Genomic DNA, 15,253 nt, shown 5'->3' on the forward strand with positions numbered 1-15,253 from the left:
GTGCTCACGGTCAATCATTCAGCCCATATCCGCTGGCATATCAGCGCTTGCCCAAGCTACGGCAAGCCCTGCGACAGCCTGAAACAATAAGAAGCTGAGGAATTGAAATGAGCGTCTTGTTTGAGCCGGTCGCCCTGGGCGAACTGCAACTGGCCAACCGCATCGTCATGGCCCCCATGACTCGCAGCCGCGCCCTTGCCGATGCAGTACCCGGCGGCGATATGGTCGAATACTATCGCCAGCGTGCCGGTGCCGGGTTGATCGTGGCCGAGGGCACTGCGCCGTCCGCCAGCGGCCTGGGCTATTGTCGCACCCCGGCTATCTACAGCGACGAGCAGATCGTCGGCTGGCAGCGGGTCACCGAGGCGGTGCATGCCGAGGGCGGGCGCATCGTCCTGCAGCTGATGCATGTCGGCCGCGCCGCCAGCCAGCACAACAAACCGGCGGGGGCGGCCACGGTGGCTCCATCGGCATTGCGTGCACGCACGCAAGTGTTCAGCGACGCTGCCGGCCTGGTGGACACTGAAGAACCACAGGCCCTGACCTTGCAAGGTATCGGCGATGTCATCGAAGACTATCGCCAGGCCGCATTGAATGCACGCCAGGCCGGCTTCGACGGTGTAGAGCTGCACTGCACCAGCGGTTATCTGCCGATGCAATTCATGGCCTCTGGCAGCAATCAGCGCAGCGATGCTTACGGCGGCGATGTGACCGGGCGGGTGCGTTTTGCCAAGGAAGTGATCGAGGCTATGGCCAGTGCGATTGGCGCCGGACGTGTCGGCTTTCGCCTGTGTCCGGGAAATCCCTACAACGACATCGACGACCACGATCCGGCTGCCACGGCAGCCGCCTTGTGTGAAGCCGTGGCGCCGTTGGGTCTGGCTTACCTGCACATCATGCGTTCGCCGCTGGCAGACCTCGATGCCTTTGCCCTGGCGCGTCGGCACAGCCCCCATGCCTTGATTCTCAACGATGGTTTCGACGGCCCTTCGGCCAGTGCCGCTCTCGCATCGGGCGAGGGGGCTGCTGTGTCATTTGGCCGTCACTTTATCGCCAACCCCGATCTGGTGGAGCGCTTGAAGCGTGGCCTGCCGCTGAGTGGCTTCAACCGCAAGACGCTGTATACGCCGGGCCCGGCTGGTTACTCGGATTACTGCGCCTATCAAGAGAATACGCAGGAGGTGGCGCAATGAACCTCAACGACTTGACCCGCGTCCTGCCGACCCGCCCGGTACCACGGGAGCAGACCCAGGCGCTGCTCGACCAGCGCTCGGTCGCCGCCGGGCTGATCAAACCGGGCGACCTCTACACCCTGGCCGACCGCCTGGAACAACAAGCGAGCGAGCAAGGTGAGCGTACGTTCCTGATTTATGGCGAGCAGACCCTGAGCTACTTCGAGGTCGATGCACGGGCCAATCAGATGGCCCACACCTTTTATGCCAATGGCCTGCGCGCCGGCGATGTCTGCGCCCTGGCCATGGAGAACCGCCCGGCGTTTTTCTGCACCTGGTTCGGCCTGGTCAAGCTTGGAGTGGTAGTGGCCTTCATCAACACTCAGGTCAGCGGTCGACCGTTGCTGCATGCGTTGCAAGTCACCGCGGCCAAGGCGTTGGTGATCGGCGAAGAGTGCCTGGCCAATGTGCAGGCCACCGAAGGCTTTCCAGACCTGCCGTGCTGGCTGCTGCGCGACGCGGAAAATCCCTGGTCGGGAGCCCTGCCCAAGGGCATTGACGGGCATTTCGCTGCGCGTCTGGAAAAAGCCCCGCGCACGCCGTTTCCCCGGGATATCCGCGCGCACATCGATGCGCAGACCCCAACCCTGCTGATCTTTACCTCGGGTACCACCGGCTTGCCCAAGGCGGCGCGCTATAGCCACATGCGCTGGATGTCGTCGGGCGATGTGATGGAAGCCACCCTGCAAGCCACTTGCGAAGATGTCTTCTATTGCTGTCTGCCGCTGTACCACGGCGCCGCGGCCACCTCGGTGACCTCAACCGCGCTGCGCGCCGGTGCTGCCATCGTGGTGCGCCGCAAATTCAGCGTGCGCGAGTTCTGGAAGGACGTGGCACGGCATCAGATCAGCATCTTCCAGTACATCGGCGAGATCTGCCGCTATCTGCTCAATCAGCCGGTGCAAGCAGGCGAACGTGAGCACAGCCTGCGCTGCATGCTCGGCGCCGGTTTGTCGCCCGATTCCTGGCAACGCTGGCTGGAGCGCTTCGGTCCGATCCAGGTGTTCGAGGGCTGGGGCGCCACCGAGGCCAATGCCGCGGTGATCAACGTCGACAACTATTTCGGCTCCTGCGGACGCGTGCCCGACTGGAACAAGACCAACCTGCGGCTGGTGCGTTACGACGTTGAAAACGACTGCCACCCACGGGACGAAAACGGTTTTTATCAAGTCTGCAAAGTGGGCGAGATTGGCGAGGCCATGGGCTTCATTGTCGATCACCCGGAGATTGGCGGCGGGCGTTTCGAGGGCTACACCTCAGCAGAGGCCACCGAGAGCAAGATTCGCCGCAATGTACTGCGCGAGGGCGATGCCTATTGGAGTTCCGGCGACTTGCTGCGCGAGGACGCCGACGGCTACTGCTACTTCGTCGACCGCATCGGCGATACCTATCGCTGGAAGAGCGAGAACGTCTCGACCCAAGAAGTGGCCGACGCCCTGAGCGATCTGTCGGGTCTTGAACTGATCAACATCTACGGCGTTCATGTGCCGGGCCAGGAAGGACGCGCCGGCATGGCCGCCGTGCTCATGCAGGCAGGCCAGGCATTCGATCCGGACGCCCTGTACGCCTTGGCCGAAGCACGCCTGCCGCGTTATGCGGCGCCGGTGTTTGTGCGGGTCACTCAGTCGGCGGACCTGACGGCCAGCTTCAAACTGCGCAAGGTCGACCTGCAACGCCAGGGTTATTGCCCGAGTCTGTGCAGGGATCCACTGTTCATTCGCGACGATCAGGCCCGCACCTATGTGCCTTATTCGCTGGAGACGCTGACGCAGGCCGGGCTGGCGCCTTTCGCGGTGGCCGACCATGGCTGATCTCGACGACAACGGTCACGAACTTCGCAGCGGCCTGCGTTATCCCTGGCCGCAGGCACCCGATTCCGGTCAGGTGCGCGAAGTGGCACCGGGTGTGTGGTGGCTGCGTATGCCGCTGCCGTTTCGCCTGGACCACATCAACCTCTATCTGCTGCGCCACACCGATGGCTGGGTGGTGGTGGACACTGGCATGAATACCGAACAGACCCGCGAGGTCTGGGACCGGGTGCTGAATGAAGTGTGTGCCGGGCTGCCGCTGCTGGCGGTGGTCTGCACCCATTTTCACTCTGACCATGCCGGTGTGGCCGCGTGGCTTTCGGAGCGTTTTCACTGCCCGGTGTACATGACCGCCAGCGAGTTCCAGTCGTTGCATGTCAGGTTTCCCGGCGATCAGCCGCCGGGCTGGGACTTTCTCGATTTCTACCGCAAGGCCGGCGTCAGCGACGAGCAGAGTGCCGAGATGTTTGCGGTGATGAGCAACGCGCATTTTCTGCCTGCACCATTGAACCATTACCGCCGCTTGCATGAGGGCAGCCAGCTGCACATTGGTGGCCGCACCTGGCAGGTGGTCATCGGGCGCGGTCACTCGCCGGAACATGCCTGTCTGTATGCCGCCGATGACGGCTTGCTGATTTCCGGCGACCAGGTGCTGCCGCGCATCACCTCCACCGTCGGTGTGCATGCCACGGAGCCGTTAGCCAACCCACTGCGCGACTGGCTCGATTCCATCGAGCATTTGCGCAGCTTGCCCGACAGCGTGCTGGTGCTGCCGGCGCACGAGCGGCCGTTCTTCAATTTGCATCAGCGCCTGGATCAGCTGGAGGCCCATCACCGCGGGCATCTGGCGTTGATGCTGGCCAGCTGTGACGAGCCGCGCACTGTGCTCGAACTGATGGCCGTCTTGTTTCCCAAGCTGTCGGGTCGCTTCGACGAACTGATGGCGCTTGGCGAAACGTTGGCCCACGCCAACTACCTGGTGGCCGAAGGGTCGCTGGAGCGGGAAGAGGACCGGGGGCGATATCGCTACCGGCGTGCTGTAAGGGGAGCGTGCGCTGTTACACCGCTCAAGGTGTTTTGAGCGGACGGCACGGCAGCAGTGTTGAACATTCCAGGCAGCCAGCCGGTTGTCATTGAGGAGAATCAGTGTGATCAACAAAAACAACAATAACTCTACGGTCATTGGTTCGCGCGCATTTCAGGTCAGCAGCCTGGCGGCAGCCATTGCGCTGGTGTCCACACCCGTTTGGGCCGGTGACACGATCGAGTTCGACAACGGCGCGACCATGGATTGGTCGGTGACCACCAGCTACGGCATCGGTGTGCGCACTGGCAGTCAGAGCGATCGCTTGCTGACGATCAACGCCGACGATGCCAACCGTAACTTCGACAGTGGCAGCCTGACCACCAACCGCGTGGGCGCGCTGGCGGAAATGATCCTGCGCAAGGACAACTACGGCGCCGTGGTGCGCGGCAGTACCTTTTATGACGACGTCTACCACCGCAACAACGATAACGATTCGCCCGCCACCGTGAACAAAAACGGCAGCAACGACGAGTTCACCAGTGACACCCGCTATTACAGCGGCGGTCGCAGCAAACTGCTGGATGTCTATGCGTTCAGCGGCTGGCGCTTTGACAACGACACCATGCTGGACGTCAAGGCCGGGCGGCACATCGAATCCTGGGGCGAGAGTTTGTTCTACCCGGGTGTGAACGGCGTACAAAACCCGTCTGATGCGGTAAAAGCGAACCAGCCGGGTGTCGAGGTCAAGGAAATACTCTTGCCGGTGGGCCAGTTCTCCGGCTCGTTCCGACTGAACCCCCAGCTCACCTTCGGTGCATACGTGCAGTACGAATGGAAGGGCACTGAACTGCCGCCGGTGGGCAGCTACCTGTCGGGCACTGACGTGGTGGGGCCGGGGCGCGAGTTTCTCTACGCCAACGGCCGCAAGGTTCCCTACCTCGGTACCGACGAACCGAGTGATGGCGGCCAGTGGGGCGTGCAGGTGCGCTACCGCCCGGTACCGGCCCTCGAGCTGTCGCTGTTTCACGTCAACTACCACGACAAGAACCCGGCCACTGCCCTGGTCGGCTACGACCCGCTTCCAGTGGGCGGTGGTCTCAACGCCTTCGCCATCAATGGTTACCGGATCAAGTACTTCGAAGACATCAAGCTGACCGGCATCAGCGCCTCGACCAAGATCGGCGACACCCAGGTCGGCGCCGAATGGTCGTACCGCGACGGTGCGCCGGTGATGGTCAATACCGGCCTTGGCGCGGTGCCGGCCAAGGGCAAGGGCCAGCAAATGCAGATGTCGGCGATCCGTATCCTGGGGGACCGTCCCTGGGCCAGCCAGACCGCCCTGACTGCCGAAATCATCCGCGTGCAGGTCGACAGCGTCGAATCCACTTCGGCGGCGCCCAACCTGCAAGGCGTGAACCTGTTGCCCTCCCTAAAACCTCTAGTGGCGTCTTCCGATGACTTTACCTTCAGCACAGCCACGGGCTTTCGCACCAAGTCTTCCAGCGCCTACACCGTGGGAGCATCGTTCAGTTATCCGGGAGTTTTCCAAGGCTGGGATCTGGAAGTCCCCTTCAGCTTCTCCAACGTCTTCAGCGGCTCCACGCCCATGGCCGGAAGCATTTCCGGCGTCGCCGGTGACCGACGCCTGAGCGCGGGCACAACCTTCAAGTATCTGGGCAACCTCGAACTCGGTTTGAAATACATCTCCTACCTGGGTGAAGCCGACCCGATCAAGCGTCCGTTCGCCGACCGTGACTACGCCACGTTCTCGATGAAGTACACCTTCTGATCGACCACTCAAGGTCCGGGTCGCCTTGCTGCGCCCGAACCTTCATCAAAACCTGGAAATGGCCGCAGCGTAACGCTTCGGCATGGAGGCACTATGGGACTCAAAGGGCATGCAGCCATTGTTGGCAGCGCACAATACAAACCGGAGAAGTATTCGACCGCACCCAAGATGTTTCACCTGGAGCAAGTCGCCGACCTGGCGGCCCAGGCGCTGCGCGATGCCGGGCTCAAAGCCTCGGACCTCGACGGGTTGGTGATCAACGGCCCTCTTTTTCATGAAGCTTCGGTGTTCGTACCGGCGATGGCCGCCGAGTACCTGGGCTTGCGGCTGAACTTTGCCGAAGTGGTGGACCTGGGCGGCTGTACGTCGGTGGGCATGGTGTGGCGCGCCGCCGCCGCCATCGAACTGGGGTTGTGCCAGGCAGTGCTTTGCGTCATCCCCGCACGCATGGCGCCGTTGGGCCCCGACGAGGATCCTGGCTGGATGGCCCGATCCATGCGCTTTGGCGGGCACAGCACGGCATTCGGCGCGCCCGAAGCCGAGTTCGACTTGCCTTACGGGCACATGGGCCAGAACACCGGCTACGCCATGATCGCCCAGCGTTATGCCGCACAGTACGACTATGACCAGCGAGCGATGGCCAAGATCGCCGTCGACCAGCGCACCAACGCCCTGGCCAACCCGCAAGCGATGTTCTATGGCCAACCATTGACCATCGAGCAAGTGCTGGCGAGCAAAATGGTCGCCGACCCGTTGCATGTCCTGGAAATCGTCATGCCGGTGGCCGGTGGCGCCGCGTTGATCATCACCAACAAGGAAGTGGCGGCGCGGTCCCGCAAGCGCCCAGCGTTCATTACCGGGTTTGGCGAACACCTGGCATTCAAGTCGCCGTCCTATGCCGAGGACATGCTGCACACGCCTATCGGTCCGGCCTCCAAGCGGGCCTTTGCCATGGCCGGACTCAAGCCCAAAGACGTCGATGCCGCGCAGATCTACGACTGTTACACCATCACCACCTTGTTGACCCTGGAAGATGCCGGTTTCTGCGGCAAGGGCGAGGGCATGGCGTTCGTGCGTGAACACGACCTGACCTGGCGTGGCAATTTCCCGATGAACACCCATGGTGGGCAGCTGAGCTTCGGCCAGTCGGCCTCGGCCGGTGGCATGAGCCAGGTGATCGAAGCGGTGATGCAAATCGCCGGCACCGCCGGTGAACGCCAACTGGGCCGCTGCGACAGCGTCTACGTCTCCGGCACCGGCGGCGTGATGAGTGAGCAGGGCGCATTGATACTTCAGGGAGCATAAGCACATGTCCAACAACAAACCGATGCCGGTCGCGACGCAGATCTCCGCGCCCTTCTGGGAGGGCCTGAAGGCTCGCCGCCTGTTGATCCAGCAATGCAACGCCTGTGCGCACTGGAACTTCTACCCGCGCCGGCATTGCCCGGTGTGCCTGGAACATGACCTGGCCTGGCGCGAAGTCGACGGTGCCGCGACGCTGTACAGCTACACCGTGACGCGCATTGCGACCTTGCCCGACTTCATGGATGAGATGCCGCAGAAACTGGCTGTGGTCGAACTGGCCGAAGGGGTGCGCATCAACACCAACCTGGTCGGCCTTGAGGAAAACGAAATCGAGATCGGCATGTCCTTGCAGCCGGTGTTCGCCGAAGTCGACGCCAAGGGCACCCGCCTGCTGCGCTTCACCGGGGTGGACAAGGATGCGGCGGGCCTTGAGCCGCTGCCCGCGCAGGACAGCGAACCGGCGCCGGAGCAACCGCCCGCGCGGCAGATCGACCTCAACGATGGGCCGGCCTTGCAGTCCCTGGTCAGCGAGCAGTACAGCGACTGGAGCAACGTGGTGGTGGTCGACCAGGCACTGATCGACGACTTTGCCCGGTTGTCGGGTGACGATTACTGGATTCATACCGATCCGGAGAAGGCGCGCCTGCAAAGTCCGTTCGGCGGCACCATTGCCCATGGTGCGCTGGTGCAGGTGCTGCAGTCGCGGATGAAACTGGCGCTGGGCTTCGAAATCAGCGGTTTCACCACTCAGATCAACTACGGCTCCGATCGCCTGCGCTTCCCGGCGCCGGTACCGGCCGGTTCGCGCATCCATTCGCGGGCGCGGGTGAAAAAAGTCGAAATCCTGACCCGTGGCACCCAGCTGACCCTGGAACTCAACATTCATGTGGTGGGCCAGGATAGGCCGTCGGTGATCAACGACCTGGTGATCCTGTACATGGCCTGATCGCCACCCAAACCACTGAACGGGTGAGGTCCTGTGGGAGCGAGCCTGCTCGCGAAAGCGGTAGATCAGTCGGCCTGGATGGCGACTGGCATGGCCTTATCGCGAGCAGGCTCGCTCCCACAATCGCCTGCGCCGTACACAACAACCCGTCCCGTGCCATTCACGCCATTAAATAAGCCATTTGGACGATGTGCCTCCCAAGCCTTGCGCCGACTATTCCCCCAGAGGCAACGCCCATCTCGATTGCCTCGCATGCCTGGTGCGTGACAAAAACAAGAGGATCGGCCTTATGACTAGCCCTATGCACGTGTACCCCGAACAGGAGCGCTCCTCATGCGCTCGGTGATCGGCTACGCGGTTTGCCTGGTGGTCGCCCTGACCATTGGCTACACCTTTTCCCCAAAATCCCCGCCGCAAGTGGAGCTGTTGGCCACGCGTCCGGATCGGGTGCAGATCAACGGCCTGCTCAATCTTGGCTCACGGGTGATAGCCGTGGGCGAACGGGGCAGCATCCTGCTCAGTGATGATCAGGGCGTCAGCTGGCAGCCAGCCGCAGTCGGCACGCAACGTAACGCCACCCTGACTGCCGTGGTGGCGCTGGACGACAGGCGTTTGCTGGCCGTCGGGCATGACGGCTGGATTCTGCGTTCCGTGGACTCAGGCAGCAGTTGGCAGGAAATGCGCCACGACAGCGATTTGGGCGAACCGCTGCTGGGCATCTGGACTGGCGGTGGCGACAGTGTCTTGGCTTTCGGCAGCTTCGGTAAGTTCTATCAATCCGTTGATGCCGGGCAGACCTGGTCTCCGCAGGCCCTGGACATCGACAACGCACACTTGAACAGCATGGCCGGCGGCGACGATGGCCACCGCATGCTTGTGGGCGAGCAGGGCCTGGTATTGCGTACGGCCGACGCCGGTCAGCACTGGCAGACCTTGCCGGCGTTCTACAGCGGCTCGCTGTTCGGCATCGTGCGCCTGAGCGCGGATAACTGGGTGACCTACGGCATGCGCGGGCATGTTTTCGTCAGCCATGACTTCGGCGACAGCTGGACCCGGATCAACGTGGGTAACCAACTGCCTTTGTATGGCCATGTATTGCTGCCCGATAACTCGGGGCTGGTGATCGTCGGTGCCGGCAGCTCGGTGGTGCGTCTGGATGCACAGGGCGCGTTGGTCGGCGTCGGACGCCTGGCCGGGCTCGGTACGTTGACCTCGGCGACGATGGTTGGCCCGCGTCTGCTGGTGGGTGGCGAGCGCGGGGTATTGCAGGGTTCAGCTGGCAGCGTCGCTGCCTTAATGGCCACACAGGCCACCCAGTAAATGAGAGGCAGGCAATGAATCAAGGTAAACACTGGGTGACGCGCTGCGTCGAAACGTGTGCGGACCACTTGATGGCCTGGCGCAAGGGACTGCTGTTGCTGTTTGTTCTGGTGACGCTGGGCCTTGGCTACAGCGCCACCCACACGCAACTGGATCCGGGGTTCAACAAACAGATCCCCGTGCGTCATGAATACATGATCAATTTTCTCAAGTTCAGCCGCTACTTCACCGGCGCCAACCGCTTCCTGGTCAGCGTACGCTGGAAAGGCGAGGGTGATATCTATAACGCCGAGTACCTCGAGACCCTGCGTAAAGTTACCGACGACGTGTTTTTCATATCTGGAGTCAGCCGTCCCAGCGTGACGTCGCTGTTTACCGCCAACGTGCGCTACATCGAAATTACCGAGGAAGGTTTCTTTGGCGACGTGGTGGTGCCACCGCGCTTTAGCGGCACCCCCGAGGACCTGGCGCAGGTGCGCAGCAACACGGCAGCCTCCGGGCAGGTCGGTCGCCTGGTGGCCAACGACCTGAAATCGGCCATGGTCCGCGCCGACCTGCAGGACACCGACCCGAAAACCGGCCAGCCGGTGTCCTATGTCGACATCGCCAAGAGCCTCGAAGACATCCGCGCCAAGTACAACAGTCCCGATATCGACATCAACATCGTAGGCTTCGCCAAACTGGTGGGGGATGTGGTTGAAGGGTTAAACACGGTGATCGGCTTCTTTGTCGTGGCCTTCGTGATCACCGGGTTGCTGCTGTGGCTGTATTCGCGGTCCCTGCGCCTGACGGTGGTGGCGCTGGTGGTCGCATTGCTGCCGGTGGTCTGGTTGCTGGGCCTGTTGCCGCTGTTGGGCTTGGGCATCGATCCGATGTCGATCCTGGTGCCGTTCCTGATCTTCTCCATCGGCGTGTCCCATGCGGTGCAGATGACCAACGCCTGGAAGCAAGACGTGCTGGCCGGTAACACGTCGAAGGAGGCAGCGCGCTCGGCGTTCTGCAAAATCTTCATCCCCGGTTCCCTGGCCTTGCTGATGAACGCCCTGGGGTTCGCGGTGATCATGCTGATCGACATTCCCATCGTCCACGAACTGGGGGTGACCGCGTGCATCGGCGTGATGTTGATGATCATCACCAACAAATTGATGTTGCCGGTCATCATTTCCTACCTGCAGCTGGAGCCTGGGTTATTGCGTCGGGCGCAATCCAGACCCGCAGGCAAGCACCGCCTGTGGTGGCGCTTGTCGGCGCTTGCCGAACCGGGGCCGGCCCTGGGGGTGTTTGCCATCAGCCTGTTGCTGCTGTTGGCCGGGGCCTACAAGGCTCGCGACCTGGCAGTGGGTGATATCGGCGCGGGCGCGCCGGAGCTGCGGGCCGATTCGCGCTACAACCAGGACAACGCCAGGATCATCAGCAGCTACTCCATCGGGCTGGATGTGATGTCGGTGTTCGTCCAGGTCAAGGGTGTCGAAGAAGGTTGCTTGTCGCCTGCGGTGATGCGCGCGGTGGAAGCCTTCGATTTCCGCATGCGCACGGTCTCGGGTGTGCAGTCGATTCAGAGCGTGGCGGACATGGGCAAGCGGGTGATCGCTGGCAACAACGAAGGCAATCCGCGCTGGGCGGCGATTCCGGGATCACCTCGTGGCCTGAGTCAGGGCGCGCGGGCCTATATGCCGGATGACGGCCTGGTCACCGACGGCTGCCAGCAGATGCAGATCCTGGTGTTCCTTGCCGACCACGAAGGCAGCACCGTCAGCCATGCAATTGCTGAAGCCAGGCGGATCATTGTCGAAGTCAGCTCGCCGCAAGTCGAATTCCTCCTGGCCGGTGGCAACGTGGGGGTGATGGCGGCCTCCAACGAGGCGGTCAAGCGTGCCGAAGTGATCATGCTCGGGGCACTATTCGGATCGGTGGCATTGTTTTGCTGGCTGACTTTCTTGTCGATCCGCGCGGTGCTGTGCATTCTGGTGCCGCTGGCGATTGTCGCGATTCTGTGCAACGCACTGATGACCATGCTCGGGATCGGCCTGAAGGTCGCCACCTTGCCGGTGATGGCGCTGGGGGTGGGGGTGGGCGTCGACTACGGCATTTACCTGTACGAACGTATCCAGCACGAAATGCTGCGCGGATCCAATCTGCGAGAGGCGTTCTACCAGGCCATGTGCCAACGCGGTACGGCTGCGGTATTCACGGCCGTGACCATGTCCATTGGCGTCTGCACCTGGGCGTTCGCACCGCTGAAGTTTCAGGCTGACATGGGTGTATTGCTGTCGTTCATGTTTCTGGTCAACGTACTGGGGGCGATTTTCCTCCTCCCGGCGTTGGCAGCCTGGTTCAATCGCGGTCGACCGTTGGTCGCAGATCGGGTGCGCCAGCCGGCGCCAGCACAAGGGCAGTTCCGCCTGAAAAACAGCCCGGCGGCGCGTGATCCCGGTAGCGAAAAATAAACCTGTCGGACCTATTGTGGAGTCCGCAGGCGCTAGGGAAACTGGCAGGAAAGTAGCAGTCGAGAGGGGGGGGCGATGGGTTCCCCCAGCCGAAACTATAAAAATAACAAGGGAAGGGCGCAGTCCTTACCCGAGCGAGATAAGACTATGCAAAATGGTGTTTTGACCCATGAAGCCCTGGCCAGCCTTGGCCTCGACCTCACGCGCTACAACCAGTTGGTGGGCGAAATCTACGAAGGTGCCCTCGATCCGAAACTGATGGCCCATGCCCTCAGAAGCTTTCTCAAACTCTACGATGCCAACTACGTCACCTTGATCCTGCGGGTGCCAGATCAACCCGATACGGGCGTGATGATCATTGTCGGCGACATCGAAGGTGCCGGTGATGTCTGCTACATGACTTACCCGCAAACCAATTCGCCTTTCTCCAACCAGCCGCTGGACAGTGTGTTCACCGTCGATGACATCATGAGCTCCACTGAATGGGAACACTGCGCCTACTTCAAGGCGTTCTGCGGTCCCAATGATGTCTATCACGTGATGTGCGCCGACATTTCCACCCCGGACGGTGGCAAACTGCGCTTTCGCATCACCCGCCCCAAACGGGCCCCCAACTTTTCTGCCCACGACCGGGCGGTGTGCGCCAGTTTCCTGCCACACCTGCGGCGTGCCTCGCAGTTGCATAACCTGCTGGACCGCAGCGAATCGCTGAGCGAGCTGTACTCCCAGGCCATCAGCCGGTTATCGGTGGCGACTCTGGTGCTTGACGAGAGCGGCAGCGTGTTGCAGATCAATCCGGTGGCCCAGGAAATCCTCGCCCGTTCCGATGGCCTGAAACTGGTGGGCGGGCGCCTCGAGGCGACGTATCCCAGTGATAACCGTGAGCTGCAACGCCTGATTCGCGGCGCGTTCTGCCCGGATGCACCGAAAAGCGCCGAGGCCATGTCGGTGACGCGGCCCTCGGGGCTGGTCAACCTTGGCGTGGTGGTCGAATCGATTCCGTCCCTGGACTGGGCCGAAGAGAAGGGCCAGCCGGCGGCGCTGGTGTACATCCGCGATGCGTCGAGCAAGTCCCTGGCCAGCGAAGTGGTGACCAAGCAGCTGTTCAACCTGACCAAGGCCGAAACCGCCCTGGCCATGGAACTGGCCAACGGCCTGTCGCTGGAGGAAGCTGCCGAGGTTCTGAATATCCGGCGTAACACCGCGCGGGCGCACTTGCGCTCGATCTTCTCCAAGACCGGTGTGCGACGCCAGACCGAACTGGTGCGCATCATGCTCAACAGCGTGGTGGCCTTGGGCAAGCCGCAACTGGCGTTGAAGGTGGCCGAAAAAATCAAGGTGCCGCCACTGCGACTGGCCGTGCCGATCTATCGCCAGGCCTGACCTGTAGGAGCCAGGCTTGCCGGCGAAGAACGATGACGCGGTGCAACAGATGCACCGCGGCGTCCGGTTCGCCTGTAGGAGCGAGCGGTGCGGCGATCCGACTTGCCCGCGAAGAACGATAACGCGGTGTGACAGATACACCACAGCGTCTGGTTCGCCGGCAAGCCTGGCTCCTACAAAGCGAAGAACGATGACGCGGTGCAGCAGATACACCGCAGCGCCTGGTTCGCGCGCAAGTCGGATCGCCGCCCGCTCGCTCCTGCATAGTCCGCACAGACGATGCAATCCCGTGATCATCCTGTCGATACTGGGCGGACCTATCACGGAGAATCACAATGCCTATTACAGCCATTACCGGGAGTGCCTCGGGAATCGGTGCCGCCGTATCCGCCGCCATGCGCGCCGCCGGGCACCAGGTCATCGGTATCGATCGCAGCAACGCTGAAGTCATCGCCGACCTGTCCACTGCCCAGGGACGTGACGCCGCCATCGGGCAAGTGCTTGAACTCAGCGGCGGGGTCCTCGATGGGCTGATCTGTTGCGCCGGGGTCGGTGTCACCGCGCCAGACTGCGGCCTGGTCCTGGCGGTCAATTACTTCGGCGTCAGTCAGTTGCTCGACGGCCTACAGGGGGCATTGGCCAAGGGCCAACAACCGGCGGCGCTGGTGATCGGCTCAGTGGCGGCGACTCATTCGGGGCCCGAGGGCCAGCCGATGATCGAAGCGATGATCGCCGGTGATGAGGCCCGGGCGCTGGAACTGTCCAACAGCCTCGGCCAGCCGCACGTCGCCTATGCCGCTTCCAAATACGCCATCAGCCACCACGTCCGCAGCCTGGCTGTGGGGTGGGGCAAGCAGGGCATGCGGGTGAACGTGGTGGCGCCGGGCGCGGTAGAAACCCCGTTGCACCAAGCCTCACTGGACGATGCACGCTTCGGCAAGTCGACCCGCGAATTCGTTGCGCCACTGGGCCGCGCGGGGAAACCTGCGGAAATCGCCGCAGTGGTCGCATTCCTGCAATCGCCGCAGGCATCGTTTATCCATGGCAGCGTGCTGTTCGTCGATGGTGGCATGGACGCAATGGTCCGCGCCTCGCGCTTCTAAAAGGAACTCCCATGAACAAAGTGGCATTCATCACCGGCGCCAGCCGGGGTATCGGCCGCGAGGCGGCGCTGGCGTTTGCCCGCGCCGGTTTCGACCTGGCGATCAGCGCCCGCACCCTCAATGAGGGCGAACAACATGAACATGCCCTGCGCGACGCCGCCGGGGCGCCGCTGGCCGGCAGTCTCAACGGCACTGCGCAGGCGTTGCGCGAGCTCGGTTGCCGGGTGCTCGTGGTGCCGATGGACCTGCTCGACAGCGCTTCGGCCCTGAACGCCTGTCAGGCGGTACTGGCCGAATACGGGCGCATCGACGTGCTGATCAACAACGCGATCTACCAGGGCAGCGACCTCAACGCCGGGTTCATGGACCTGCAGGTGCAGGCTCTGGAGCGGATGTTCCAGGGCTACATCCTTACCCCGTTCCTGCTGACCCGGGCGGTGACCGAACACATGGTGACGCGCGGCGGCGGGGTGGTGATCAACGTCACCTCCGGCGCCGGCGAAAGCGACCCACCGGTAGCGGCGGGCAAGGGTGGCTGGGGTTATGCCTATGGCGCGGGCAAGGCGGCGGTGTCGCGACTGTCCGGGGTGCTGACCACGGAACTGGGCGAGGCCGGAGTGCGCGCCTATACCCTCAATCCGGGCGTGGTCACTACCGAAGCGCTCAAGGCAACCATCGGCGACAAAGGCCTGATCGCCCTGCGCGCCGGCAGCGCACCACCCCATGTACCGGCGGCCGTGATGCTGTGGCTGGCCACCGCCGAACAGGCGCCAGGGTTTCAACGCCGGACCATCGCCGCACAGCCGTTTGCGTTGGAACACGGGATTGTCGCCGATTGGCGTTAAAACCTATCCATTGACCCCTGTGGGAGCGAGCCTGCTCGCGATGGCGGT

The 15,253-nt window shown here is 62.6% G+C and carries 11 protein-coding genes; all 11 read left to right on the forward strand.

From position 1 onward, the window contains the following. Window positions 1-107: 107 nt before the first annotated feature. On the forward strand, window positions 108-1,193 hold the full coding sequence (locus tag KGB06_RS28285) for an alkene reductase (RefSeq protein WP_223521619.1): 1,086 nt from the start codon (window positions 108-110) through the stop codon (window positions 1,191-1,193). Next, entirely contained in the window at window positions 1,190-3,043 is a 1,854-nt protein-coding gene (locus tag KGB06_RS28290) for a long-chain-acyl-CoA synthetase (protein ID WP_223521621.1), read from the forward strand. Before KGB06_RS28285 ends, KGB06_RS28290 begins: the two co-directional genes overlap by 4 nt. Continuing rightward, window positions 3,036-4,121 carry an MBL fold metallo-hydrolase gene (locus KGB06_RS28295; RefSeq protein WP_223521624.1) on the forward strand — a complete coding sequence of 362 codons (1,086 nt, stop codon included), beginning with the start codon at window positions 3,036-3,038 and terminating at the stop codon, window positions 4,119-4,121. The genes KGB06_RS28290 and KGB06_RS28295 overlap by 8 nt, the downstream gene beginning before the upstream one ends. Before the next feature lie 67 nt (window positions 4,122-4,188). Beyond that, a complete protein-coding gene (locus KGB06_RS28300; protein WP_223521626.1) occupies window positions 4,189-5,856 on the forward strand; it encodes a DUF1302 domain-containing protein in 1,668 nt (555 codons plus the stop codon). Between the two features lie 93 nt (window positions 5,857-5,949). Continuing rightward, the gene (locus KGB06_RS28305) at window positions 5,950-7,161 is read left to right on the forward strand and encodes a thiolase family protein (RefSeq protein WP_223521631.1); all 1,212 of its coding nucleotides are present in this window, start codon (window positions 5,950-5,952) and stop codon (window positions 7,159-7,161) included. A gap of 4 nt (window positions 7,162-7,165) precedes the next feature. Continuing rightward, window positions 7,166-8,107, forward strand: a complete 942-nt coding sequence (locus KGB06_RS28310) for an OB-fold domain-containing protein (RefSeq protein WP_223521632.1) — start codon at window positions 7,166-7,168, stop codon at window positions 8,105-8,107. 333 nt (window positions 8,108-8,440) lie between these two features. Continuing rightward, window positions 8,441-9,427: a WD40/YVTN/BNR-like repeat-containing protein gene (locus KGB06_RS28315; RefSeq protein WP_223521633.1), complete on the forward strand. Its 987-nt coding sequence runs from the start codon at window positions 8,441-8,443 to the stop codon at window positions 9,425-9,427. 14 nt (window positions 9,428-9,441) lie between these two features. Continuing rightward, window positions 9,442-11,874 carry an efflux RND transporter permease subunit gene (locus KGB06_RS28320; protein ID WP_223521634.1) on the forward strand — a complete coding sequence of 811 codons (2,433 nt, stop codon included), beginning with the start codon at window positions 9,442-9,444 and terminating at the stop codon, window positions 11,872-11,874. 147 nt (window positions 11,875-12,021) lie between these two features. Further along, the gene (locus KGB06_RS28325; RefSeq protein WP_223521636.1) at window positions 12,022-13,257 is read left to right on the forward strand and encodes a helix-turn-helix transcriptional regulator; all 1,236 of its coding nucleotides are present in this window, start codon (window positions 12,022-12,024) and stop codon (window positions 13,255-13,257) included. 335 nt (window positions 13,258-13,592) lie between these two features. Beyond that, on the forward strand, window positions 13,593-14,360 hold the full coding sequence (locus KGB06_RS28330; RefSeq protein ID WP_223521638.1) for an SDR family oxidoreductase: 768 nt from the start codon (window positions 13,593-13,595) through the stop codon (window positions 14,358-14,360). An 11-nt stretch (window positions 14,361-14,371) separates the two neighbouring features. Further along, window positions 14,372-15,205, forward strand: a complete 834-nt coding sequence (locus KGB06_RS28335) for an SDR family NAD(P)-dependent oxidoreductase (protein WP_223521640.1) — start codon at window positions 14,372-14,374, stop codon at window positions 15,203-15,205. The last annotated feature ends 48 nt before the right edge of the window (window positions 15,206-15,253 follow it).

This window comes from Pseudomonas sp. GL-B-19, from assembly GCF_019956415.1.
GTDB lineage: Bacteria > Pseudomonadota > Gammaproteobacteria > Pseudomonadales > Pseudomonadaceae > Aquipseudomonas.